Source organism: Pedobacter sp. (assembly GCF_040513095.1).
Taxonomy (GTDB): Bacteria; Bacteroidota; Bacteroidia; order Sphingobacteriales; family Sphingobacteriaceae; genus Pedobacter.
The window spans coordinates 1-25,697 of the sequence record NZ_JBEVDX010000134.1; the positions used below are offsets into that span (position 1 = coordinate 1).

At 41.8% G+C, this 25,697-nt stretch carries 19 protein-coding genes; 13 read left to right on the top strand and 6 right to left on the bottom strand.

Annotated elements, in window-relative coordinates; all coding sequences use genetic code 11:
- The 3 genes from ABWY16_RS15265 to ABWY16_RS15275 all read right to left on the bottom strand — a co-directional run.
- Window positions 1–89 (bottom strand): hypothetical protein (locus ABWY16_RS15265; RefSeq protein WP_353905528.1); only part of this gene is annotated, 89 nt, incomplete at its 3' end.
- An 8-nt stretch (window positions 90–97) separates the two neighbouring features.
- Window positions 98–1,438: a Pycsar system effector family protein gene (locus ABWY16_RS15270; protein WP_353905529.1), complete on the bottom strand. Its 1,341-nt coding sequence runs from the start codon at window positions 1,436–1,438 to the stop codon at window positions 98–100.
- A gap of 25 nt (window positions 1,439–1,463) precedes the next feature.
- Window positions 1,464–2,051: a TetR/AcrR family transcriptional regulator gene (locus ABWY16_RS15275; RefSeq protein WP_353905512.1), complete on the bottom strand. Its 588-nt coding sequence runs from the start codon at window positions 2,049–2,051 to the stop codon at window positions 1,464–1,466.
- A gap of 381 nt (window positions 2,052–2,432) precedes the next feature.
- Here ABWY16_RS15275 and ABWY16_RS15280 point away from each other — a divergent pair, with 381 nt between their 5' ends.
- From ABWY16_RS15280 to ABWY16_RS15295, 4 genes are read left to right on the top strand one after another with little or no spacing between them, the layout of a single operon-like run.
- A complete protein-coding gene (locus ABWY16_RS15280) occupies window positions 2,433–3,233 on the top strand; it encodes an FkbM family methyltransferase (RefSeq protein WP_353905513.1) in 801 nt (266 codons plus the stop codon).
- Entirely contained in the window at window positions 3,217–9,825 is a 6,609-nt protein-coding gene (locus ABWY16_RS15285; RefSeq protein ID WP_353905514.1) for an amino acid adenylation domain-containing protein, read from the top strand. The genes ABWY16_RS15280 and ABWY16_RS15285 overlap by 17 nt, the downstream gene beginning before the upstream one ends.
- Before the next feature lie 12 nt (window positions 9,826–9,837).
- The gene (locus ABWY16_RS15290) at window positions 9,838–13,896 is read left to right on the top strand and encodes a non-ribosomal peptide synthetase (protein WP_353905515.1); all 4,059 of its coding nucleotides are present in this window, start codon (window positions 9,838–9,840) and stop codon (window positions 13,894–13,896) included.
- Window positions 13,897–13,903: 7 nt separating this feature from the next.
- Window positions 13,904–14,650 carry a 4'-phosphopantetheinyl transferase family protein gene (locus tag ABWY16_RS15295; RefSeq protein WP_353905516.1) on the top strand — a complete coding sequence of 249 codons (747 nt, stop codon included), beginning with the start codon at window positions 13,904–13,906 and terminating at the stop codon, window positions 14,648–14,650.
- On the opposite strand, the gene ABWY16_RS15300 is transcribed toward ABWY16_RS15295, so the two are convergent.
- The gene (locus ABWY16_RS15300) at window positions 14,611–15,780 is read right to left on the bottom strand and encodes a glycosyltransferase family 2 protein (RefSeq protein ID WP_353905517.1); all 1,170 of its coding nucleotides are present in this window, start codon (window positions 15,778–15,780) and stop codon (window positions 14,611–14,613) included. The genes ABWY16_RS15295 and ABWY16_RS15300 overlap by 40 nt on opposite strands.
- 6 nt (window positions 15,781–15,786) lie before the next feature.
- Window positions 15,787–16,698 (bottom strand): glycosyltransferase family 2 protein, encoded by a 912-nt coding sequence (locus ABWY16_RS15305; RefSeq protein ID WP_353905518.1) that lies wholly within the window; start codon window positions 16,696–16,698, stop codon window positions 15,787–15,789.
- 163 nt (window positions 16,699–16,861) lie between these two features.
- Between ABWY16_RS15305 and ABWY16_RS15310 the strand changes: the two genes are divergently transcribed.
- From ABWY16_RS15310 to ABWY16_RS15325, 4 genes are read left to right on the top strand one after another with little or no spacing between them, the layout of a single operon-like run.
- Window positions 16,862–17,737, top strand: a complete 876-nt coding sequence (locus tag ABWY16_RS15310) for a beta-1,6-N-acetylglucosaminyltransferase (protein WP_353905519.1) — start codon at window positions 16,862–16,864, stop codon at window positions 17,735–17,737.
- Window positions 17,706–18,077 (top strand): sugar 3,4-ketoisomerase, encoded by a 372-nt coding sequence (locus ABWY16_RS15315; protein ID WP_353905520.1) that lies wholly within the window; start codon window positions 17,706–17,708, stop codon window positions 18,075–18,077. The genes ABWY16_RS15310 and ABWY16_RS15315 overlap by 32 nt, the downstream gene beginning before the upstream one ends.
- Window positions 18,064–19,155, top strand: a complete 1,092-nt coding sequence (locus ABWY16_RS15320; RefSeq protein WP_353905521.1) for a DegT/DnrJ/EryC1/StrS family aminotransferase — start codon at window positions 18,064–18,066, stop codon at window positions 19,153–19,155. The genes ABWY16_RS15315 and ABWY16_RS15320 overlap by 14 nt, the downstream gene beginning before the upstream one ends.
- 18 nt (window positions 19,156–19,173) lie before the next feature.
- Window positions 19,174–19,989: a methyltransferase, TIGR04325 family gene (locus tag ABWY16_RS15325; RefSeq protein ID WP_353905522.1), complete on the top strand. Its 816-nt coding sequence runs from the start codon at window positions 19,174–19,176 to the stop codon at window positions 19,987–19,989.
- 9 nt (window positions 19,990–19,998) lie between these two features.
- Here ABWY16_RS15325 and ABWY16_RS15330 read toward each other — a convergent pair whose 3' ends face one another.
- Window positions 19,999–20,961 (bottom strand): hypothetical protein, encoded by a 963-nt coding sequence (locus tag ABWY16_RS15330; protein WP_353905523.1) that lies wholly within the window; start codon window positions 20,959–20,961, stop codon window positions 19,999–20,001.
- A gap of 157 nt (window positions 20,962–21,118) precedes the next feature.
- Between ABWY16_RS15330 and ABWY16_RS15335 the strand changes: the two genes are divergently transcribed.
- The 5 genes from ABWY16_RS15335 to ABWY16_RS15355 all read left to right on the top strand — a co-directional run.
- Window positions 21,119–21,985 (top strand): beta-1,6-N-acetylglucosaminyltransferase, encoded by an 867-nt coding sequence (locus ABWY16_RS15335; RefSeq protein ID WP_353905524.1) that lies wholly within the window; start codon window positions 21,119–21,121, stop codon window positions 21,983–21,985.
- Window positions 21,986–22,037: 52 nt separating this feature from the next.
- On the top strand, window positions 22,038–22,385 hold the full coding sequence (locus tag ABWY16_RS15340; RefSeq protein ID WP_353905530.1) for a GtrA family protein: 348 nt from the start codon (window positions 22,038–22,040) through the stop codon (window positions 22,383–22,385).
- Between the two features lie 236 nt (window positions 22,386–22,621).
- Complete coding sequence (locus ABWY16_RS15345; protein ID WP_353905525.1) at window positions 22,622–23,503, top strand: UbiA prenyltransferase family protein; 882 nt, start codon at window positions 22,622–22,624, stop codon at window positions 23,501–23,503.
- A gap of 1 nt (window position 23,504) precedes the next feature.
- Window positions 23,505–25,187 (top strand): hypothetical protein, encoded by a 1,683-nt coding sequence (locus ABWY16_RS15350; protein WP_353905526.1) that lies wholly within the window; start codon window positions 23,505–23,507, stop codon window positions 25,185–25,187.
- Window positions 25,188–25,201: 14 nt separating this feature from the next.
- Window positions 25,202–25,697: HAD family hydrolase (locus ABWY16_RS15355; protein WP_353905527.1), on the top strand; the 496-nt coding region annotated here is incomplete at its 3' end.

Below are 25,697 nucleotides of genomic sequence, written 5' to 3' on the forward strand. Positions count from 1 at the left end.
GGGACATCGCCGTTTTCAGCTTCCATCAAAACCCTTTCGTTAAAACCCAGCCAGCTCAGGTCGCGGTTATAGAACGTATATTCTTCCATAGCTATTTTTAAAGTGCAACCCAGGCCGCAGCAATTACAAACGCAAGAACCGAACCGATGATACCAAACATGAACACATTGTAGGCGATCCTTAGCAGACGGTATTTGCGCCCGAGCACAACTCCCTGAGAATATACATCCTTGATCAGCGTACCATAAAGAAATTCGCGGTCTTCCATCATCTGTTCCATTCCGGCTACATATTCAGGCAGGTCCATGCGGTAAAAGTTCCCGAAAAACAAAAGGTTCACTTTCTTTTGTCTGATATCTTCTGTGGTAAAAGTTCCCTCTGGTACTGAAGGACGGGTGGCAAGAATGGAAAATACCATAGTCACTACACAAATGATCAGCAGTATCAGTGTCGGGATAATCAGGTGCGGGTTATCCTCAAGTTTACGTAAAAGAATACTCAGGATAACAGATAGGATGATCGAGTTGGTAGAGATCATGATATGGGCTTTATTATCTGCCATATCACTTAAGCGCTGATTATTGCCGGAAGTAATCCTGAACATGGTTTCAATCCCTTTATCAGGACGGTCGCTTTTCTTCTTTTTTATTTCCTTGTCGTTGTCTTTGTCTTTGTCTTTGTCTTTGTCTTTTTTCATGATATCCGTACTGTCATTATCATATTGCTGCGGCTCCTTCTTTTCCTGTTTTATTTCATCCTTTTCCTGCCGCTTGTCTTCTTTCTCCTGTTGTTTCTCTTCCCGGGCATATTCTTTCAGTTCCTTCTTATCATCTTTACCTGCTTCTTTAACTGCCTTATCTTTCAGTTCCTGTAAGTTCAGCTGTTTTTTGGCACCAAGCAGGTCCTGGCAATATTCGGTATGGTAGTGATGGGCTTCAAAAAGTGAGATCGTTTTTAATCTCCAGTCATTCTTATCAATGTCTTTTCCATAAAAAGCTTCAGCTTCCTTTCGCATCAGCTTATTTCGCTCTTTAAAGTTGTCGCCACCCAGGTGGAACAGGTCGGCATCGCAGATAATCTGTTCCAGCAAGCCCACAGGATGCTGTGGCATTTTAGTGGCCAGAATACAGTTCACTACGAGTTCAGTCAGTTCAGGTTCAGCACCCCGCTCTAAAAGAAATTGCCGGGCAGATTCTGCACCTCTTGCTTCATGATGTTCGAAACTTGTCAGGTATCCAATATCGTGAAACCAGGCTGCAGTATTGACCACAAAGAAATCATGATCAGACAGTTGATAGTGATTGGCAATTTTCACTACTGATTTCACTACCTGTTCTGTATGGAGGAGGTTATGGTAAATCAGTTTATCATCTTTTTTGGCATGAAACAGGTTGGCAACGTGCGCTCTGACCTGATCTAACACCCCGGGGTAATTCATCATATAAATATGGCGGTTTAATTTGTTAATTCCCAATTCCTTCGATAAGCATATCTACCAGCGCATCAAAATACTCATGGGGTTGTATTTCAGCAGGATTTATAGACAAGGGAAAGTGTAGGCCCCTGAAAGCTATAATCAGTACCAATGACAGTTTGTGGATATGTGTGTCAGACATATATTTAAACTCATCCGATGCTACACCTCCCTGAATGATCCCTGAGATCATTTCAATCTGGGTGTTTTCATATTTGACCCGCAAAGGCATTAACATCTTGCGCGACTCGATCATATCTTCAAACAATACCTTATAGAGACTGCGTAATTCTATGATCGCGGCACTTTGACTGGTCAGAAAGGCTTTCAGTTTGTTTTTTGCAGATGAGGCAGCGTCCACTGTAACCTGCAGATTTCTAATCACTGTCTGCATTTCATCTTTAACTACAGCTTCAAATATTTCATTCTTGCCGGGAAAATAGTAATAGAGCGTACTTTTCCCCTTTCCCGAAGCCGCGGAAATATCATCAATAGTAGTCTTCTTCAACCCCAACCTACCAAATAAGGACTTGGCTGCGGCCAATATCTCGCTAATGACAATTTCATCTTTTTCCATAAGGAAATCTCTACCGGGTTTGACCTGTTCTTATTAGTCCCAAAAGTATTGAATATAATTGTGTAAAATAATAACACGTATAATAAAATAACTGCCTGTTTTGTTTACACAAACTCATTTTAAGAATGTCCGGACAAATAAATTTAAATAATATCAGTGGATGAAAAACAGGCTTGATAATTGTAAAGAACTGATTAAGATGAAAAAACTCTTATTTTAAAACATTTTCCCAATAAAGGAAGCGGGAGAAAATCGATTAAAGTCAAATGCGCCCATGGCATCTTTACAAGAATTTGTACTTTCGTATCTCCTGGTTAATAGAAGCAGATTCAAAAAAAAAAGCAAACAAGGGCTTAAAAAGAATAAAAATAGTATCATTTAATGGCGACGCAACTCATAAAAAAAATGCTGGGTATCCACCCACAGTCCAACGTAAACCCGCTGCAAAATCTGAGCTATTTTGGTTCGGAGCGATGCGGTTATCTTGTACCTGATCATTTTCTGAATTCAGATTCTATAGTTTATTGTGTTGGAGCCGGTGAGGACATTTCTTTTGACACGGAGCTCAAAATGAAATTTGATTCCAGGGTATACATTTTTGATCCTTCGCCCTATGGCATCAATCATTTTGAAGAAGTAAAGGCGTACGTTAATAAGGGTACACCTTTAACACTCGACAAAAAGCTGAACCCTTATGTATATCAAATCAAGCCAGAACAATTTAATGAAATTGAATTTGTTGCAGTTGGCCTTTGGGATAAAAAAGATATTCTCAAATTTTATGACCCGGAAAGGGAGAATTACTCTTCGCATTCTGCTTATTTGTTTACAGACTCCAAGAGTTTTATTGAAGCGCCTGTAGATCGCCTGGGAAATATGATGAAACAACTTGGACATGCACATGTTGATTTACTTAAACTTGAAATAGAAGGTGCTGAATATAAGGTAATCGACTCAATTGTAGAAGATAAGCTGGATGTGAAAGCAATACTGGTCGAATTTGATGAAATTTACAATACAAAAGATAAGGCATTCCATTTCAGGATTAAAAACAGCTGCGACAAGCTAAGAAAAGCCGGCTATGTTCTGGTGCATTCTACCGTCGCATTAAAGCGCCTGTTCGTTAAAAAAGAAATCTACGATCAGTTAAAAAAATTGGAACTCAATGGAAAACATAAATAAACAAGTTTTTAACGATACAGACCATCTTCCACTCATCTATAGTCTCTTCGAAGATACCGTAAAACGTTTTCCAAAACATATTGCCGTATCATTTGAAAATGAGCATGTAACCTATGCTGCTCTGCAGGAAAGAGTACAACGCTTAAGTAGCAGTATTGTCCTCAGCGCAGCTGAGCAGGAGCTCATTGGTGTGAGTACAAGCCGTTCTGTTGACATGATCGTTGCGGTGCTGGCAGTACTTGCAGCCGGAAAAGCCTATTTACCTTTAGATCCGGCTTACCCTGTACAAAGGCTTCAGCAGATCATCACAGACTCTGGTATCAAAACCTGTTTAACAACATTACAGGACGAAGCGTTCTTTGGCAACCTTGGATTAACCTGCTCTTCCGCTCTGCTGGGCCTGCCATCCGAGCTGAAAAACACTGAATTAAAGCAAAATCCAAATATTTATGTGTTATATACATCAGGCTCCACGGGTATTCCCAAAGGAGTGTATATGACACAGAAAGCAATGTCAAATTTAATCTTGTGGCAGCATCAGCATTCGGTTGCTGGCCCTGACAGCAGAACTCTACAGTTTGCACCCTTAAGTTTTGATGTTTCATTCCAGGAGATCTTCGCAACACTTACGACTGGCGCAACTCTGGTACTGGTGAGTGATGACCTGCGGCTGGACCCTGTGAACCTGCTGAGATATATCAGTGAAAGACAGGTCGACCGTATTTTTCTTCCTTTTGTTGCCCTTCAGTTTCTTGCGGAGGCAGCAAGCAGCGCCCTTCATTTTCCGCAGAGCCTGAAAGAAGTAATCACTGCCGGCGAACAGCTGAAGATTACTCCCCAGGTGAGGGACTTTTTTAATGGACTGAACAATTGTGTACTTTACAACCAGTATGGGCCAACAGAGTGTCATGTGGTTACACAACTTGCACTGCACGGAGCTGCAGATAAATGGCCATTATTACCAAATATTGGAATACCAGTTTCAAACACTGCAATTTATATTATAGATCAGGATAAAAACCTGGTGCCGCAGGGAGAAACCGGGGAACTGGCCATTGCGGGAATAAGCCTTGCCGCAGGTTACCTGAACAGGCCTGAACTGACTGCAGAAAAGTTCGTGCGGATCAGTGTTGATGGTGTAGAGAACAGAATGTACCTGACGGGAGATCTGGCATCCATCCTTGAGGATGGCACTATAGATTTCCTGGGAAGAAGAGATGACCAGGTAAAGATCAGGGGTTACAGAATTGAACTTGGAGAGATCGAAGTCCTGCTCAATGCAATTGAGGGTATCAAACAGGCTATAGTAATTGCTAAAAATGATGCGGCTGGCCAGAGCAGGCTGCTGGCTTACCTTGTGGCAGATAACGGAACCGAAAGCACAGCCCAGGTACGCAGATACCTTGAAGCAAAGTTGCCGGATTACATGATTCCCTCCTCTTTTATATGGATGCAGGACCTGCCAAAAACAAGCAGCGGTAAAGTGGATAAAAAGGCATTGCCGCAGCCAGAACGTAAACGTCCGGAGATGTCCGTTTTGTACAGTCCGCCAAAAACAGCCGCAGAAAAGCAAATCGCTGCTGCATGGGCATCCGTACTGGAACTGGATACCGTAGGTATAAACGATAATTTCTTTGAGCTTGGCGGTAACTCTTTACTCGCCTTAAAAACAGTTTCCCTGCTACGGTCAGAACACCGTATTGAACTGCCGATCACGAAGCTGTATCAGTTTCCAAGCATCAGCCAGATCGTAAATTTTCTGAATCCGGCTTCACCGGGCAAAAAACCAGAAAGGAAACTAACGCAATCTGCTGATTCAGGACAGCCGATCGCCATTATTGGCATGGCAGCACGTTTCCCCGGCGCCAGAACTATTGATGAACTGTGGGATGTACTGCGCAACGGCAGAGAAACTACCAGTTTTTTCAGCGAGGAAGAACTGGACTATTCAATACCCGACGAAATAAAGAATGATCCGGATTACGTACCCGCAAGAGGGATCATTGAAGATACTGAATTATTTGACCCCTTATTTTTTGGCATCAACCCAAGGCTTGCAGAGGTGATGGACCCTCAGCAGCGCATTTTCCTGGAAATCAGCCGCGATGTACTTGAAAAATCGGGATACCTCCCATCCGTATATGACGGACTGATCGGTGTATTCGCCGGATCAGGAAACAATAGCTATTACCAGCACAATGTTGCAGGAAATACCGATCTCATTGACCAGGTTGGGAGTTTCCAGGTAATGACGGTCAACGAAAAAGATTATATTTCTTCCAGAACAGCCTACGAACTGGATCTGAAAGGACCTGCAGTCAGTGTTTTTTCAGCCTGTTCAACTTCCCTCCTTGCCATTTCACAAGCTGTGGAAAGCTTGCGCAAAAATCAGTGTGATGTGGCTTTAGCAGGCGGGGCAAGCATTACATCCCCGGTTAAAAGTGGCCACATTTATCAGGAAGGCGCCATGCTGAGCAAAGACGGACATTGCAGGTCTTTTGATGAAAGTTCTACAGGAACAGTTTTCAGTGACGGTGCGGGAGTTGTGCTTCTAAAAACACTGGCAGCTGCAAAGCTGGATGGTGATACTATTTATGGGGTCATTAAAGGTACCGGTGTAAATAACGACGGCAGCAATAAAGGCAGTTTCACAGCCCCAAGTACTGAGGGACAAGCTGCAGCAATATCAATGGCAATCAGTGATGCAGATATTGATCCTTCGAGCCTATCCTATATAGAAGCACATGGCACCGGAACACCTATTGGAGATCCAATTGAGATTGAAGGACTAAAACAGGCCTTTGGTGAACAAACTGAGAAACAATACTGTGCCATAGGTTCAATCAAGAGCAATATGGGCCATATGACGGCTGCGGCTGGTGTGGCAGGCCTGATTAAAACCACCCTGGCATTATACCATAAAGAGATACCTCCTTCTATAAACTTTAACCGGCCAAATCCCAATATTGATTTTGATTCGTCACCATTTTATGTGAACCAAAAACTCAAATCATGGGATACTGTAACAGTCAGGCGCGCCGGTATAAGCTCATTTGGTGTGGGTGGTACCAATGTCCATGTGGTAATGGAGGAACACGATCATCCTGAACCGGCAAATGAAGATCAGGGCAGAACAAAACAGCTCCTCAGCTGGTCTGCAAAATCAGCTGAAAGCCTGCAAGCCTACCGGTCTGTTTTAAAAGAGTATTTCACTGCTTCTCCAGAGATCAACCTGGCTGATGTAGCCTACACGATGCAGACTACCCGGGAAAACTTTAACTACCGCAATTTTATTGTTGCAGGTACAGAACAGGAATTTGATAACGCAATAGCACAAATACCATTGTCGGCCAGTCCACTAAAAAGACTGCCTGGAGAAACCGTATTTATGTTTCCGGGTCAGGGCGCGCAATACCTCAACATGGGCGCTGAGCTTTATCACAACGAACAGGTATTCAGAACCGCTGTTGATGAATGCGCAGACATCCTGTCAATGCATCTTGATAAGGATATTCGTGAGGTGATCTATACTGAAAGTACTTTGCAGGCAGAAGCCGATATCAGCAATACAAAATATACACAACCTGCCCTGTTTGTAATTTCCTATGCCCTTGCCAAATTATGGATGAGCTGGGGAATACAGCCTTCGATACTTTGCGGACATAGTATCGGTGAGTACGTTGCTGCACATCTGGCGGGCGTATTTTCGCTGGAAGACGGGCTTAGACTGATCGCCACAAGGGGTGAGCTGGTGAGTAAGCTGCCGGGGGGAAGTATGCTGAGTGTACGTTCTCCATTTGAGGCTATCCAAGAATTCCTTCCTCCAGCCCTGTCTGTTGCCGCTGTAAACAGCCCAAGGTTATGCGTAGTCGCAGGAACTGATGAAGATATCCAGTTATTTCAGCAGCTGCTGGATGAAAAACAAATCCTGCACAAAAAACTGCTTACCAGTCATGCCTTTCATTCATGGATGATGGAGCCCGTGCTGGCAGCTTTTGCCGGGGTCGTTGAGCAGGTAAAACTAAAAAGGCCACAGAAGCCAATTGTATCTACTGCAACAGGTGAATTTCTGACCGATGCTGAAGCTCAGGACCCTGCCTACTGGACAAATCATCTCAGGAACACCGTTCTCTTCTCTCCCGCGATAGATACCATCCTAAAACTTGATAACCCCCTGCTGATAGAGTCCGGACCCGGAAATACCTGTACAACCCTTGCCTGGCAGCACGGAACAAAAACCAGTTTCAATGCCATTGCCAGCCTGGATAAAAAAGAAGTATCGGGAGCATGTGATTCCATTTTGAATGCACTGGGAAAAGTATGGCAGCTGGGCATAAACCCTGACTGGCAGGCTTTCTATCAAAATCAGAAAAGACGGACAATTGATCTGCCAACTTACAGTTACCATAAGAAAAGATTTTGGGCAGAACCCAAACTACTATCATACACGATTAACCAACCGATAACAGAAGCACCTACTGCCATGAGGAAAGATACTTTAATAGACAAAATAAAACAGATCCTGGAAGATGCTTCAGGAATTGAAATGGAAGGTGTGACACCGGATATGAGCTTCATTGAGATCGGGCTGGATTCACTCCTGCTAACACAGGTAGCCCTTATATTTAAAAAGGAGTTTGCACTGCCCATCACTTTCAGACAGCTGAATGAAGAGTATTCCACAATAGAGACCCTTGCTTCCTTTGTAGACCAAAGCCTCCCTGCAGAAAAAGCACCGGTTGCTCCGGCCGCAGCTGTAGCAGCACCAATGCGAAGCAGCACAGCACAGCCTTCAGGAGCTTTTACCCCCTCAGATTCTGCACTGGGACTTATCGCACAACAGCTGCAGCTTCTATCCAAACAAGTTGAACTGATGAAGGGCGTGCCCCATATAATTGATGAGGCAAGTGCGCGGCTGACCTATACTGAAAGTATTATGCCGGATGTTACACCAGTTGCTCCTTCACCGGTAAAATTTGCACCCTCATTTTTATCATCCAACTCAGCAGAACAGGACCTTTCTTTAGCAGGCATTTCAGCTGAAGAACTCGCAGAAATTAAAAAACCATTTGGTGCAGTAGCAAGAATAGAAAAACAGTCTGCTTCTTTAGAACCAGCACAGAAAGATTTTCTGGATAAGCTAACGCTGCGTTACAATCAAAAAACAGCCGGAAGTAAGGCCTATACGCAAAAAAACAGGGCACAGATGGCCGATCCGAGGGTAGTATCAGGATTTAAACCCTACACGAAAGAGATCGTTTATTCTATCGTCACCAACAAATCGCTCGGCAGCCATTTATGGGATATCGACGGAAATGAATATGTAGATGCCCTGAATGGCTTTGGCTCTAATTTACTGGGTTATCAGCATCCTGTGCTGAAAGCTGCGGTACTGGACCAAATTGAGAAAGGATATGAAATTGGCCCCCAGCATGAGTTGGCAGGTGAGCTGAGTGCACTTATCTGTGAGTTTACCGGATTCGACCGTGCTGCGCTGTGCAACACGGGTTCAGAAGCTGTACTTGGCGCCATCAGGATTGCCAGAACAGTAACAGGCCGTTCACTAATCGTGGCTTTCTCCGGTTCTTATCACGGGATCAATGATGAGGTAATTATCAGGGGGACTAAAAAATTAAAAAGTTTCCCCGCAGCTCCGGGCATTATGCCAGAGGCTGTACAAAACATGCTGATCCTGGATTACGGGACTGACGAAAGTTTACAGATCATCAGGGAAAGAGCTGCTGAAATTGCTGCGGTACTCGTAGAGCCTGTACAAAGCAGAAGACCTGAATTTCAACCTGTAGCTTTCTTAAAAGAAGTGAGGGAGATTACCCTTCAATCGGAAAGTGTGCTGATCTTTGACGAGGTAATTACAGGTTTCCGTGCACACCAGGGTGGAACACAGGCTATATTTGGGATACAGGCTGACCTGGGCACTTACGGAAAGGTAATCGGAGGTGGTATGCCAATCGGTGCCATCGCCGGAAAAAAACAATTTATGGATGCGCTTGACGGTGGTTTCTGGCAATATGGAGACGACTCCTTTCCTGAAATTGGTGTTACTTACTTCGCAGGAACCTTTGTAAGACATCCCCTGGCACTGGCTGCAGGAAGAGCTACTCTCCTGTATCTGAAGGGAAAAGGAACGCAATTCCAGAAAACCTTAAACGACAACACAACTTATTTGGCAGGCTTATTGAATAATACTGCTGAGGAGTTTGATCTTCCCCTGTACGCTGCCCACTTTGGTTCGTTATGGAAAATTAAATTCAAACAAGAATATCCTTACAGTGAGTTATTATTTACACTGATGCGTGAAAAAGGAATCCATATCTGGGACGGTTTCCCGTGTTTTCTTACCGAAGCGCATACACTTGAGGAGATTGATCTGATCGCAGCAAAGTTCAGAGAAAGCATTCATGAATTGATGAATGTGAATTTAATTCCCCATTCCGCACCAGCTAAGCCAGAAAAGGCTGAGGGTATGAAACCACCCGTTGAGGGAGCGAGACTTGGTAGAGATAAGGCAGGAAATCCGGCCTGGTTCATCGTTGACCCAGATAATCCGGACAATTACCTCCAGGTGGAGTAAAATAAATGAGAAATGACAGAACTATTAGATGAGATAACCTACAAGAAGGTAGATTTTGATCCTTTTGCCCGTGGCGAGGTGCTCAATACAGCACCTGCAACAGAACCACAAAAGGAAATCTGGACTTCTTGTATGCTGGGTGGAAAGGATGCAAGCAGGGGGTATAATGAATCTGTATCTCTCAGGCTAAAAGGTGATGTCAAAGCTGGCTTTTTAAAGAAGGCGCTTGAGAAGCTGGCACAGCGGCACGAAGCGCTCCGGTCAGTTTTTAGTCAGGATGGCTCAACAATCATCATTCTTGATCAGGTAACAGATTATCTTACTTACACTGATCTTTCTCAATTGTCTCCGGAAGACCAGGAAAAGTCGCTGAACGAATATATTACCGGAGATGCCCTGCACCTCTTTGATCTGCTGGACGGCCCACTGTTTAAAGCAGGTATTCATAAGCTCTCCGATCAGGAATATCACTTTACTTTCACCGGGCACCATATTATTTGCGATGGCTGGTCACTGGGTATCATACTACAGGATATCAGTAAATTTTATTCTGCCCTGGCAGGCCAGCGAGCCCCGGTATTGCCCGAAGCAAAACTCCTTACAGAATTTGCTAATGAACAGCTTCATTTTGCAGACAGTAAGGAACGTGAAACTATAGAACAGTACTGGTTACAACAATATAACAAAGATATCCCGGTGCTGGATATGCCCACCACTTATCCGCGGCCGGCAGCACGCACATTTAAAAGCAAGCGCCTGGATTTCCGGCTTGATACTGATCTGGTTCAGGGTTTAAAAGCTACAGGCAAAACTGAAGGGACCAGTCTGGTTCTTACTTTATTATCGTCCTTTGAGATCTTCCTTCAGCTGATAACAGGCCAGAAAGAAATTGTTGTAGGCCTGCCCGCATCCGGACAATCCATCACCGGAAATTATAACCTGGTTGGACATTGTGTAAACCTGCTCCCGCTAAAGAGCAGCCCAAGCAAAAATTACAGTTTCAAAGAATATCTCAAAATAAGAAAACCCGGAATACTGGATGCATTTGATCATCAGCAGATCACCTGGGGAAACTTGCTGCGCAAACTCAAGATTGCAAGAGATCCCTCACGGATACCACTGGTACCGGTAGTGTTCAATGTGGATATGGGGCTTGACGATGATGTATCTTTTGAGGGACTGGAATATAAACTGATCAGTAACCCCAGGGAATACGAAAGTTTTGAACTGTTCATCAACGCCAGCGGATCAGAGAAATCACTGACACTGGAATGGTCTTTCAATACCCAGTTATTTGATGAACAAACGATCCGTCAGATGATGGACGGCTATCTGCAGATTCTGAATTTTATAGTTGCACGTCCTGCAAATAAGATCAGTGACCTCCTCGTACCGGGCACTGCCGATTATCTTAAACAACCAATTTTTAAGAGAACCACTACGTTTTCCAACAGAAAACAGGTGAGCAGTTCAGGAGAGAAAACTGAACTCGGGAATATCACCATCCAGCAGTTATTTGAAAATGCTGCACAAAGTTTTAAGGACAAACCAGCAATCAGTTTCAAAGATGAATCTATCAGTTACAGCAATCTGAATATCAGGGCTGATAACCTGAGCAGGGCAATTTTACATTATGCTCCAGATGAAGAGATCATCGGTATCAGTACGACCAGGGAATTAAACATGGTAGTGGCTGTCATTGCCATCCTCAAAGCCGGGAAAGCATACCTTCCGCTGGACCCTACCTATCCTGAAGACAGATTGAATCAGATCATTGATGATTCAGGGCTTAATTTCTGCGTGGCAAGTGCCATAGAAAATAAGTTCTTTAATAAACTTGATCTTGAAACCATAGATTTTGACCGCACTTACAGCCTGCCTGAACAGGCACTCTCTTTTGAAAATCCAAATGCCTATGTTTTATATACATCAGGATCTACCGGAAAACCAAAAGGAGTTTACCTTACGCAGCGCGCACTGGTTAACCTGATTCTATGGCAAAACCAGAACTCTGTTGCTACGGCTGACAGCAAGACCTTACAGTTTGCACCCTTAACATTTGATGTATCCTTTCAGGAGATATTTGCCACCCTTACCAGCGGCGGCTTGCTGATCCTGATAGATGACGTGATGAGGTTAAACCCGGACAACCTGCTGGCAAAGATTGAGCGTAACAAAATCAACAGGATTTACCTGCCCTTTGTGGCCCTCCAGTTTCTCGCAGAAACAGCGGGCAGTATAGAAACATTTCCATCTGCTCTGCAGGAGGTAATGACCGCCGGAGAACAGCTAAAAATTACGCCGCAGGTAGAGAACTTCTTTAAAAACATACCTGGCTGTGTTTTATACAACCAGTATGGTCCCACAGAATGCCATGTGGTTACGCAACTCAAACTCAGCGGAAGTCCCTCGCGCTGGCCGGGATTACCCAACATTGGAAAACCAATAGCAAATACGGAGATTTATATTACCAGTGAAAACCTGGAAATTCTGAATGATGGAGAAATCGGAGAGCTGTGTATTTCCGGCGCCAGTCTGGCTTCGGGCTATCTGAATAAGCCGGAACTTACCAGTCAGAAATTTGTGCAGCTGAGCCTGCAAAATAATAGTCAGACACGCATTTACCGTACCGGAGATCTTGCAAGGATCTTAACTGACGGCAATATAGAATTTATCGGCCGTAATGACGATCAGGTTAAAATCAGGGGATACAGAATTGAAATCGGAGAGATCGAAGTTATGCTCAACCGCGTTCCCGGAATTGCACAGGCTGTAGTCACCGCAAAAGAAGACCATAATGGACAGAAAAGGCTGGTGGCTTATATCTCTTCATCAAACGGACAGGAAGACACAAGTTATGTAAGGACCGAAATACAGCACAGGTTGCCTGTATATATGATTCCTTCGGTGTTTGTATGGCTGAAAGAATTCCCCCGTACCAGCAGCGGTAAAATTGACAAACTTGCACTTCCAGCGCCCGATCAGCAGCACTTTGCCAATCAGATTAACTACACTGCTCCTCAGACAGAAACGGAAAAGGAGATTGTAAAAATATGGCAGGAACTGCTCAATATTAAAAGTATCGGTATTGATGACAACTTCTTTGAACTGGGGGGACATTCGCTGATTGCGATTCAGTTTATGATCCAGATCGAAAAGGTAAACAGCCATGGACTGCCACTGGCAACCCTTTTTGAATATCCTACGGTCAGAACGCTGGCCAGGCTGTTTGACGGACAAAACAGGCCTACAGCCTACACTTCACTGGTGCCCATTAAACCTTCGGGTTCCAAAACACCGATCTACATCGTTCATGGTGGCGGTTACAATGTTCTGAACTTTAGCGGCATAGGGCTGCATGTAGATACGGAACAACCTGTATTCGGTATTCAGGCGCAGGGGCTTGACGGCGTGGAGGAACCAATGGATAACATGGAAGACATTGCCAGATATTATATAGACAGTATTCTTGCACAAAACCCGACAGGGCCTTATGCACTGGCAGGATATTCATTTGGCGGCTATGTGGTTATTGAAATGGCAAGACAGCTAAGACTGATGGGTCATGAGATTAAACTTCTGGCTATTTTTGATACAAATGCGAAAAATCTTGATTTCCATGGAACAGGAATGGATGTGTATGTTGAAAAAATCAAAAAGCAGCTTCCAAAATTCTGGTGGATTATCAAATCACTGATCCGCAATCCAAAAAAGACCCTGGGATACCAGGGATATCTGCTTTCGAAAAAGGTAAATGCTATATTAGGGATAGATGAAGTGAAGGAAGAGCGGCAGGGAGCTATTTACGAGATCATGCGCAGAATTGATGAGAAATATGAAATCGCTTATCAGGCTTATAAACTTGCTCCTTTCGATGAAAAGATCCATTTGTTCAGGGCAACGGACAATGTTTACTTTGTGGAAGATTATAAGTCACTCGGATGGTCCAAGTATGCGAAGAAGGGCGTAGAAGTGTATGATGTTCCCGGAGATCATAAAACTATGCTTCTGTCACCATATGATAAGTCCTTTGCAAGAAAACTGCAGGAAGTTTTAGATAACGTGTCATAAATGTATTGTGTCAGACTATAGTGTAACTGGTGAGGGTATACCTCAGCTTCGGGAAACCGGATCGCCCGACAGCTCCGAAGGCAGGATTAATATCTGGGTAATCGACATAAATAGTCAGCTTCCTGTTCTGGCAAGTTATGTGCAGATCCTAACAGCAGAAGAAATGTCTTATGCAGCGCGTTTTCACCAGAAAAAAGATGCCCAGCAGTTTATCATTACCCGGGCAATATTAAAAATATTACTTGCGGATACCTTAACTGTAGAGCCCCGCGAAATACATATCACACAAGCTAAAAATAAAAAGCCGGTGCTTGCGGAACACCAGGAAATTCATTTTAACGTATCCCATTCGGATAACCAGGCAGTGATCGCAATTGCAAGGCAGCGGATAGGAATTGATGTTGAATTTGTGAAACCGAATTTTGACTATCAGTCTGTTGCCGATTATACATTTTCTGACGAAGAATCAGACTATCTGAAACAGAGTGCCAGTCCCCGTCAGGAATTCTTCCGCCTGTGGACCAGAAAGGAAGCATTCCTGAAAGGTATGGGATCGGGCCTGATCAATGAGCTGAATACGATCAGCTGTATGCCTGAAGGAGACAAAATTCCGGTAAAAATTAATGGATTGACCAGTAATTGGGAACTGACAACCATTGATATCAATTCCGGTTACATCATGAGCATAGCCTTTGAACCCTCTGCTGCCGGAAATCAGATTTTCCTTTTTGATTTTTCCCAGGCCGCACTCTGATTCTTTTTGTAATACCTGATGATACCCGCAAGTACTGCATAGTTCATCACACAAAAATAATATGGAATGAAAAGCGCCTTTACGCGAATATTTCGGCGCTCAAAGTATAAGCCTGTAATACTTAGCAGATAAAAAAGCACCTGCAGTACGAAGAATACCTGGTAGAAAGTACTATGTGTATCAACCGCGATGACCGCATTCAGGATAAATACCAGAAACAGGAGAAATGGCGTGATTGTCCAGCGTAAAACCCTGTGACTGATATACTGAAAGGTAAATACCGGATTGTTAAAAGGGTTTGCCGCTTTTTTTAAACGAAGAATGGATTGTATCCCTCCCGCAGCAATCCTGATCTTTCTTTTGAGTTCCTCTTTTACATCTGCCGAAGCAGTTTCCATAGCATATGCCCCGGGTTCATAAGCGATGATGTAACCGTTCTCAGCAATACGCATGGCAATCATATGGTCGTCAATGATAGTATCACTCTCTACAGGCTGATATAGTACGGTACGAATACTGAAAAGCTCTCCTGCAGCACCTACATTGGAATACAACTCATAATCCCATTTTTTGAGCTTCGATTCATATTTCCAGTAAAAGCCTTCCCCCGCCGAGCTTGCATCCGCGACTTCATCAACCAAAATTCTTTTTTCTCCTGCAACGGCACCCACCTTAGGATTCTGGTAATGCTTTACCAATTCCAGCAGCGCATCTTTGTTAAGAAACGTATTTGCATCTGTAAACACAGTAATCTCTCCTTCGATAAAGGGAATGGCCCTTTTAATCGCGGCCATCTTTCCGGCCCTGATATCCTGGTGAAGCAGGGTAACTTCATTGAATCCGCTGACTTTTTCGGCGGTACTGTCTGAAGAACCATCGGTGATAAAAATCACCTGGACCTTATCCTTGGGGTAATTCAGCAGCAGGGTATTTTCTATTTTTTCTTCGATGATATCCTCTTCATTGTAGGCAGCAATCAGTACAGTAACAGTTGGCAGCAGCGCTTCGGTTTTAAATGCAAAAGGTTTTTTAAATATACCTTTGATTTTTACCAGGATATAAAGTACAAAGCCATAACCAACAAATGTGTAAACGATCAGAAAAATGCTGATCCAGAAAATTATAATCATCAATATTTAAATTTTAAAACCTAATTCAGTACTATCTTTTGAATGGCTGAGGTTCCATCCTATTCCACGAAAAAACCATTTCACTAAATCTTTCCGTCCTTTTCCAAGATAAATCAGTATTTGTTTGGGTGAAGCAAAACTGATATAATAGATACAGAACAGCAGTGTATTGAGCATGCTGGTATTTCTCCTGATAAAAAGTATCCTGTTCCTCGTCATAAAATACGTTTTGATAATACTTTCCTTACCTACGCTCATTGATTCCTTATGGTAAACTTTAGTTTTACCCGTAAACCAGATCTTTTTCCCTGCCCTCCTGAACTTTTCACACCAGTCAAGTTCTTCATAATACAAAAAGAACTGTTCCTCCATCAAACCCACGGATTTCAGATCCGCGGTTCTGCACATCATCGCTGCACCATGGCAAAATGCGGTTTCACGGCTATCCTGATCATACTGACCGGTATTGAGTTCCATCCCCCCTATTACGCTATTGCGGCAGGTCATGTAATTCATTTCAGAAAACCCTGCGTATTGAATAACTTCTGGGGCATCAAAATACAGCAGTAAAGGCGAAACCAATCCGATATCTGCATTGTTATCCAGTTCGTTTGTCAAAGTTTCAATCAATCCGGAAGTGATTTCGGTATCGTTGTTCAGTAGCAGTAAATAATCACCGCTGGCCCTGTTGATACCAAGATTATTTCCTCCTGCAAAGCCCAGATTGTGTTCAGAACGGATATAGATGACCCCGGGAAACTCAGCTAAAAAATCAGCCTCGCGGTTTTCCCTGCTTCCGTTATCAACTAAAATTACTTCTGTTAGTGCCAGATTTGCATGAACTTTTATGGACCTGAGAAAGTCGATCGTTACTTCTGGCTGATTAAAATTGACACTAATAATGGAGGTGCGCTTCATGTGTAGTAAAAGTACTTATTTTCATTGGAATATACCTTGATTTTTGAAGGACCTGCTGCTGAGTACGCTCATTTACTCCCACAGGTTATAAATAAAGCGATTTTAATCGTTTATTAATAATTGATAGGTATCTTGCACATCTGCAAATAACTATGCCCTTATAATGCGCGTTGCCCATCTAATTCTAACATATACCAATCCAGGACAAACCGAGAGGATGATCCGAAACTTACAGCATAAAAATTTTGATTTTTATATCCATGTAGACAAAAAATTTGACATCAGTCCGCACCTTTATCTGCAGAAACTACCCAATGTTTATTTTATAAAAAATCGGGTAGATGTGACATGGGCAGGATTTAGTACCGTGATGGCAACTTTTGAATGTATCAAAGAAATCGTTGCTGCAGGTATACAATATGATTTTATCAATTTTTTGAGCGGACAGGATTATCCGATAAAAAGTGCTGAGTATATCAATGGTTTTTTTGAGAGTAATATAGGAAAGGAGTTTTTGAGTTACCGCGACATTAATAACGACTGGACTGAAGGACTGCTGAGAATGAATAAGTATCATTTATCAGCATATAGTTTTAAAGGCAAATACAGGATTGAACAACTGATCAATTCTATCATGCCCAAAAGAACCTTGCCCAATAAACTTCAGCCATTTGGAAAGTCAATGTTCTGGATGCTGAGTCCTGCAACAGCAATGTTTGTTGTAAATGAGGTTGAGAATGACAGTAAATTAAGGAATTTCTTCTGGTTATGCTGGGCTACTGACGAATTTGTATTTCAGACAATTTTGCTTAATTCCCCATTAAAGGATAAGATCGTGAATAATAATTACCGATATATTGACTGGAGCGCCGGCGGGGCAAATCCAAAAATATTAAATGAGGAAGATGCAGATGCACTGGCTGCGTCCACTGATCTTTTTGCAAGAAAATTTGATGTGATCAACAGCCCTGGTATATTAGATTTTATAGATAACAACTTATTGACACATGGCACATATCATCAATATACAAACGTTTAAAGATAGCCGTGGTATACTTACCGTTCTCGACAGTATCGTTCCCTTCGAGATCAAACGCTTATTTTATATTTATTCTGTAGATCATTCTGACCGTGGCGGCCACCGTCATCATGAGACCCACCAGGCTGCAATCTGTATTCAGGGATCGTGTGAGATCAGCAATAACAACGGCATTACAACAGAAATCTTTACACTTGACAGCCCCGAGAAATGTTTGATATTACTGCCTGAAGACTGGCATGTTATGCATAATTTTTCTCCGAACGCTATACTTTTAGTTTTAGCGTCGACAGCCTTTGATCCAAAAGATTACATCTATGAGCCTTATGATACCGTATGAAAGCCTTAAAATATTAAATCAGCCATTTGAGGAAAAGCTAAAGGTTAAGTTTTCCGAATTCCTCAATAAAGGATGGTATATTCTTGGTGAGGAAGTAGCAGCTTTTGAAAAAGAATTTGCGCTGTATCATCAGGAGCAATATGCCGTAGGGGTAGCAAATGGACTCGATGCGCTCATCTTATCGCTGAAATGCTGTGGCTTTAAGCCTGGCGACGAGATTATAGTTCCATCAAACACATATATAGCTAGCATTCTCGCAATAATCCACTGTGGATTAAGCCCGGTGCTTGCAGAGCCTGATGCCCGTACTTATAACATAGACCCAGTGGCGGTCGCTGATGCAGTTACTGCAAAAACGAAGGCCATCATGGTTGTTCATCTATATGGACAGTGCTGCGAAATGGACCCAATTCTGGAAATCGCAAAACAGCACAAGCTGAAAGTTATAGAAGACTGTGCTCAGGCACATGGTGCCAGGTATAAGGGGAAACTGGCGGGGACATTTGGTGATTTCGCGGCTTTCAGTTTTTATCCGACAAAAAATCTGGGAGCACTGGGTGATGCAGGTGCCGTTATCTGTCAATCTGAAGAGGACTATAACAAACTTCGGCAACTGAGAAACTATGGTTCTGAAAAGAAATACCATAACGGGGTTGTTGGATACAACTCCAGACTTGATGAATTACAGGCTGCCTTTCTCAGGATCAAACTCCCCCATCTGGATGAGATTAACAAGCATAAAAGAAAGCTGGCTTCCATTTACTTTGACCTTCTTAACGATTCTTTTACCAAGCCTGTGCTGGATGATAATTACTACAACGTATACCATATCTACAATATCCTTCACCCGGAAAGAGACCGGCTTAAAGCATACCTTGCCGCAAACGATATTGCAACGGAGATTCATTACCCTGTAGCACCACAGGATCAGGCGGCACTAAAGGATTATCTGCATCATTTTGACTACCCTGTTTCAGCTGATATCCATCACAGGACTTTAAGCCTGCCCTGTTCATTTGCACATACCGAAGAGCAAATACGCTATGTTGCGGGGGTATTAAACAGGTTTGAGTCCTAAACAGTTAAAAACTATACCATGGCAAATTATTTACTGAAAGAATTAGCACCACCAATTATATCAAGTTTACGGTGGTATAGTTTCAGGTACGGATGGAAAGGCTCATTCAAAAGTTTTGAAGAGGCAGAGGCTAAGTGTGAAGGATACGATCAGGATCATATTCTAAACAGGATTATCGAAACAACATTAAAGGTTAAAAACGGCGAAATCCCTTATGAACGGGATGGTATTCCATATGATCAGGTGCAGATGAATTTCCCCTTGCTCAAAACCCTCTTATACCTCGCTTCGTTAAACAATAATGAACTGACGGTCATTGACTTTGGAGGGTCGCTGGGAACCACCTATTATCAGAATATTAACTATCTCAAACATCTCAAAAAACTGAGGTGGTGTATCATCGAACAACCAAAATTTGTAGCGGCCGGAAAGAAGCAGTTTGAAAATGAACATGTCAGATTCTATCATTCTATTGAAGAGTGCATGAAAGAAAATGATCCCCAGCTTTTATTGATCTGCAATGTCCTTCAATATCTTAGTAAGCCTTACCAGCTGCTTGAGGAGATCAAACAAACAAAGATCCCTTATCTTCTCCTGGATTTTATGCATTACAATGATAAAAACGAAGACAGGGTTACTATACAACATGTACCTCCGGTATTTTATGGTATACCGGCCTCCTATCCCTGCCGCTTTTTCAGCAGGATAAAAATCGAAAATATTCTGCGCGAAAACTATGACAAACAATATGATTTCATTTCCGCGCAGGAGAAATATTACATTCAATTAAAGCCTTTCCGATATGAAGGGGCGTTATGGGAAATGCGCAAATAGAGGATCGGGCTATTTACGTTTCCTGATTGAAATGTGAAAAATCTTGAGGAATAGCAATTGTATAACCTTCTTGGTAGTATAGATGAAATCGCGCTGGCGAAGGGCAATTTTCAGTTGCTCATAAATCAGGTCGCATTCTACCATATGACGTAATTTGGTTGTTGAAGAACGAATAAATTTGCTATTCTTAAAATCTGAAAAAGATTGAGTAGTGATGAGCCGGGTAATGATCTTATCGACCAAAATCCGCTGATGGGGTCCCCAGTAATGGGTAACAAAGCTATCTGCAGATTTGATTGTAGTTGTGCGCTGCAGAATAAACGAAAAAGCCAGTTGCTCACTGACAAACCACTTTGAATATGCATAAAATTCATCTGTAAGTTTAACTACATCCTTCATATAACTACTGAAGTTTTTCGTCAAGCCTATAATCCCTGAATTCCAACTGTAATCTTTTGTATTGAATACCATAGGCTGGCCGCGGATCAAAAATGTCCTGTCCGATATATACTCGATAAAAGCCTGCGGGTACTGCCCCTGGCCAAACAGGTTAAACAGCCGGAGCCCGCCATCTAAATCGTATTCTTTGACATGCATGAGACTTACCGCATCATCCGACTCCGCAAAAAATGGCTTTGGCTCATTTGTGAAAAAGGAATCAGAATCGATAAATACTAAGTCTTCATCAGGGAAATTCTTGAAAGTCAGGTCTATCACTGCTACCTTTCTTCTGTGAATAAAACCAGTCCCTGCCAGCATTTCAGTTAGCATTTCCGGACTTAGCATGATATAAGTGATGTTGAAACCATCCAGATAAGTTTTAAAAAACTCTGGCTGATCGGTATACACAATCAAGCGAAAATTATTGATTTTCTCTTTTACCCACGCAGCAAGACTCAGGATACTATAAATCGCCCGGTAGTATCCTGACGAACTTCCATAGGAAAGAAAAACTAAGTTTTTAACGGTCACTTTATCGGGATTTATTTGAATTGCTAAACAGTTGATTTTTACGCTGGTATTCCCATACACAGATAACACCTAAGGTATTAGGTTTTTTTTGAAAGAAACAGTATCTTCGAAACTAAATTATAGATATACAACCCTCCTCATCCATCCATTCTAAAGTATGCGCGTTGCCCACATTATTCTTACGCACAAAAATCACAGTCAGTTGGTACGGTTAGTTAAAACGTTGCAGCACCCACAATTTGATTTTTATATACACCTTGATGCCAAAGTACCAACATCAGCACTGGAGGGTATTAAAGAATTCTCCAATGTAAAGTTGATTAAGAACCGGGTTGCATGTAATTGGGGAGGCTTTACCATCGTACAGGCCATTTTCAATTCTATAGCAGAAGTACTGGATTCGGGTGTTAAATATGATTTCATTAATCTGCTGAGCGGACAGGACTATCCCATTGTCAATCCTGAACAAATTTATAATTTCCTGCAGCAGAACAAGGGTAAAAATTTCATTTCATTTGACGCTGATCACAACTCAGAATGGTGGAAGACTGCTTTTGACCGTTATGAAAAATATCATTTAACTGATTTTAATTTCAAAGGTAAATTCTTCGCAGAGCGAATCCTCAACAAGCTTACACCTGCCAGAAAGTTCCCTGAATACACTAAAGTATACGGAGGAAATAAATCAACCTGGTGGACAATATCCACTGAATGTGCTGCGTATATGAATGAGAAATTCAATAACAGCCCCAAGATGATCAGGTTCCTGAAATATTGCTGGGGAACAGACGAATTTGTTATACCTACCCTGATTATGAACTCTCCGCACCAGGAAAATGTAATCAATGATAATCTGCGGTATATAGACTGGTCTGAGGGCAACCCAAACCCCAAATCATTTGTGCTGTCTGATTTTGACGCTATCGAAAGTTCAAACATGCTTTTCGCAAGAAAATTTGACGAATTCCACGATGAAAGTATCCTCAACAGGATTGACGACGCCATACAAGTAAATAAAAAATAAGACTTTGGAATTTATAAGATCAATTTTCAGACAACAGGTATTTAAATTTATTTTGGTAGGTGGATTTTGCGCATGTATTGAATTTATTACATTTAACATTCTTATCAAATTCACCAAAATTGAATATCTGGTTGCCAATGTGATTTCAATCGTAATTGCAATTATTATCAATTATGTACTATCAAGAGCATTTGTATTTGAAAAAAGCAAACATTCAAAAAGGAATGAATTTTTATCCTTTATCCTTTTTTCAGTGCTGGCCATTGCGCTGAATCAATTGATACTTTGGCTGTTTTTTGAGGTCATCAAACTGAATATTCAGGTCTGCAAGGCTCTCGCAATCATTATTGTTGCTTTTTTCAATTACCTCACTAAAAAACACATTGTGTTTAAGGCATAAATTAGCGCATAAAAAAAATTACGTGCCACCGGTTTTAGTGTGCAAAAGATCCACGTCCTTAATTTATGCGTAATAAGTAGTAAGGTTCCAAAGTGTCGACGAACAACTAATTTTCATCGATCAGTACATGCTTTTTTTCATCTTATATTTTACACGGATCAATGTTTTTTAGCGCAGTTAAAGTCCACGCCTTTCCGGGAAATAATTATATTTGTTTATAAATTAATCAAATCTCGATGAAAAAACTGCGCTCTTATCTACAACTAATAAGAATCCCGCAATGGAGTAAAAACCTGTTTATTTTCTTACCTGCGTTTTTCGCTTTAAAGCTGTTGCAGCAGAATGTGCTATATAATCTCGGACTTACTTTTCTTGGATTTTCTTTCCTGGCCAGCGCAGTCTATGTTTTCAATGATATGCTTGATATTGAAAGCGACAAAATACACCCAAAAAAAAGGAACAGACCATTGGCGAGCGGTGCAGTAACGAAAAAAGAAGGTATTTTCCTTATTGTTTTGCTTTTAATTCTTGCTTCAGTAGTATTCGTCATCCTGAATAATACCGTGGTAATGGTTATCGCGGCAGTATATCTTTTTCAGAATATCCTTTATACCGTTAAGCTCAAACATATCTCCCTTCTGGATATAATGCTGATCGCAACAGGCTTTGTACTCAGGATCTTGATTGGAGGGGAAGCCACGGATACGCAGCTCTCCCACTGGATCATTGTCATGACCCTTGTACTCGCATTATTCCTTGCCCTGGCTAAACGCAGGGATGATGTTGCCAGTTATGTAGAGACCGGGCAGAAGGCTCGAAAGAATATCCAGGGATACAATCTCGAGTTTTTAAATGTTGCAATTACGATGATGGCCACTGCTGTTGTTGTCTGTTATGTTATGTACTGTACTTCTCCGGAGATTCTTGCAAATTTCGGGGAAAGCACCTATCTCACTTCATTTTGGGTAATCCTGGGTGTCTTGAGGTATCTGCAGCTAACTTTCGTTTGGCGTATAAGCGGCAGCCCAACAACTGTGCTGCTTGAAAATAGATTCTTACAATTCATACTTTTAGGCTGGATAGTCTCATTTTTTCTCATTATCTATTTAAAGGTCTGATATGAAGGAGACAAAGAACACAGTGAAGATTTTATTTTCCATCGGAGGGATATTGATCATAACTATCGCTATGACGCTTCTGATCGTAACATTAGGGTTTTTCATTGGTCTTAGTGTCTCAAAGTGGCAGTTTCCTGCTGGATTTATACTGGCTTCAGCACTATATTTTTTTATTGCAAAGGCCTACTATGGAAATATCACCACCTTTGTAAAATCGTTATTGTCATGTTCAGCCGTGATTATACTTTCAACCATCATCGCTCTAAACTTTTACGATGCTTCTTTTGATGGACAATCATATCACATGGAGGAAATTTATCAGCTGAAAAATGGTTGGAACCCGACTAAAAAAAAGCTGCCCGCTTCAGTTAATATGGCTCTCTATATTAATCATTACTCCAAAGGCGTTGAAATTCCACAGAGCACATTATATAGTTTAACAGAGCGTATTGAAAGTGGAAAAGCAACCAACTTCATGCTGATTATTGCAGCTTTGTGTCTAACCCTCGCTCTACTTTTAAGCTCAGGTAAATTATCATTGTTAAAATGCATTTTTATAAGTGTATTTGCAGCCTTAAATCCAATAGCCGTAAACCAGCTTCTGAGTACTTATGTCGACGGGCAGCTAGCCATAATGCTACTATGCTTTTTTGTGGTATCCACATGGACAGTGCGGATGCGAAGCAACTTTAGTTTTTTAGTATTAGGCGCCATAATTATTCTGACAGCAAATATAAAATTCACTGGTCTTGTATATATTGTACTATTTTCATTCGCATATCTCGCCTGGCTGGCACTGGTAAACTATCAAAAAATATTCTTTCGAAAAGCCTTTCTGATTACACTGACTTCCGGAATGGTTGCCGTTTTGTTTATAGGATATAGCACATATGTTTTGAATACTCTCGATTATAAACACCCATTTTATCCCTTAATGGGTGAAAACAAGGTTGATATTATGCAGCATAATCTTCCTCCGGGGTTTGGAGATCATAATGATGCCGGTAAATTTTTCGTCTCCTTATTCGGCCACTCAGACAATCCTATGGCTAGTAATGGAAGACAAATTGCTCTAAAGCTTCCATTTACTATCAATAAAAATGACATTGTAAACTCTTATGCAATTGACACCAGGATTGCCGGTTTCGGCGCAATGTTTTCAGGGATTATCCTCCTATCAATCGCACTAATCATTATACTCCTGGTCAGACATCCTGAAAGATGGAAATATAAAAAAAATTGGCTGTACATCCTCGGTCTGGTTATTGTTTCTGTTGTCATTATGCCAGAGTCTTGGTGGGCAAGGTATGTACCACAGTTTTGGTATTTCCCTATTATTGTTCTATTGATATCAGAACTCTATATCGGTGATAAGTTCAAAAAAATCAAATTGTTAATGTACATATGCCTTTGTATCAATGTAAGCTTTTCATTATTGTCTTTCAGGTATAACTTTATTATGACCAATCGAATCACAAAGCAAATGGAAAAGATTAAAGATTTTCATCAAACGATTGCGGTACAATGGAACATTTCTGGCTCGAACCGTATACGGTTTCAGGAAAACGATATACCTTATACTGAGCAGGATCTTCGAAATAAAGCTAATACGGAACATATCATTTGCTCCGAAGCGATGTTTCTGCTTCCATCTGCAAAGACTATCTCTAGTAATACAAAATAAATAACAGCCAATATATGAATGACAAAAGAGTACTTGCCGTATTTGACTTTGACGGAACAATTACCACCAGGGATACTTTGCCCGTTTTTATACGGTTTGCGGTTACACTTTTCCACCTGCTGAAAGGCACCATGTACATGGCCCCTTTCGTCCTGCTCTTTAAGTTGAAAGTCATTCCTAATTACACCGCGAAAGAAAGGCTCTTCAAGACTTTCTTTAAAGGTATCAGCATAGACAGCTTCAATGAGCTTTCCCAGAGGTTCATTACAAACATTGAACAGATCGTTAATCCAGTCGCTTTGGAAAAAATCAAATGGCACCAGCAAATGGGGCATGAGGTCATTATTATCAGTGCGTCGGTTGAAAACTGGATCCGGCCTTGGGCAAAGAAATACGGAATCAACACCGTTTTAGCTACAGGATTGCAGTTAGAAAATAATATCATAACAGGGAATTTCCTGACTAAAAATTGTCATGGTGCAGAAAAGGTGAATCGACTGCTTGCAGCCT

Excerpts from the sequence above, each read along its gene's own strand:
- ABWY16_RS15270 (WP_353905529.1), bottom strand. The coding sequence starts at position 1,438 with ATGAATTACCCCGGGGTGTTAGATCAGGTCAGAGCGCACGTTGCCAAC.
- ABWY16_RS15275 (WP_353905512.1), bottom strand. The coding sequence starts at position 2,051 with ATGGAAAAAGATGAAATTGTCATTAGCGAGATATTGGCCGCAGCCAAG.
- ABWY16_RS15280 (WP_353905513.1), top strand. The coding sequence starts at position 2,433 with ATGGCGACGCAACTCATAAAAAAAATGCTGGGTATCCACCCACAGTCC.
- ABWY16_RS15285 (WP_353905514.1), top strand. The coding sequence starts at position 3,217 with ATGGAAAACATAAATAAACAAGTTTTTAACGATACAGACCATCTTCCA.
- ABWY16_RS15290 (WP_353905515.1), top strand. The coding sequence starts at position 9,838 with ATGACAGAACTATTAGATGAGATAACCTACAAGAAGGTAGATTTTGAT.
- ABWY16_RS15300 (WP_353905517.1), bottom strand. The coding sequence starts at position 15,780 with ATGATTATAATTTTCTGGATCAGCATTTTTCTGATCGTTTACACATTT.
- ABWY16_RS15305 (WP_353905518.1), bottom strand. The coding sequence starts at position 16,698 with ATGAAGCGCACCTCCATTATTAGTGTCAATTTTAATCAGCCAGAAGTA.
- ABWY16_RS15310 (WP_353905519.1), top strand. The coding sequence starts at position 16,862 with ATGCGCGTTGCCCATCTAATTCTAACATATACCAATCCAGGACAAACC.
- ABWY16_RS15315 (WP_353905520.1), top strand. The coding sequence starts at position 17,706 with ATGGCACATATCATCAATATACAAACGTTTAAAGATAGCCGTGGTATA.
- ABWY16_RS15320 (WP_353905521.1), top strand. The coding sequence starts at position 18,064 with ATGATACCGTATGAAAGCCTTAAAATATTAAATCAGCCATTTGAGGAA.
- ABWY16_RS15325 (WP_353905522.1), top strand. The coding sequence starts at position 19,174 with ATGGCAAATTATTTACTGAAAGAATTAGCACCACCAATTATATCAAGT.
- ABWY16_RS15335 (WP_353905524.1), top strand. The coding sequence starts at position 21,119 with ATGCGCGTTGCCCACATTATTCTTACGCACAAAAATCACAGTCAGTTG.
- ABWY16_RS15345 (WP_353905525.1), top strand. The coding sequence starts at position 22,622 with ATGAAAAAACTGCGCTCTTATCTACAACTAATAAGAATCCCGCAATGG.
- ABWY16_RS15350 (WP_353905526.1), top strand. The coding sequence starts at position 23,505 with ATGAAGGAGACAAAGAACACAGTGAAGATTTTATTTTCCATCGGAGGG.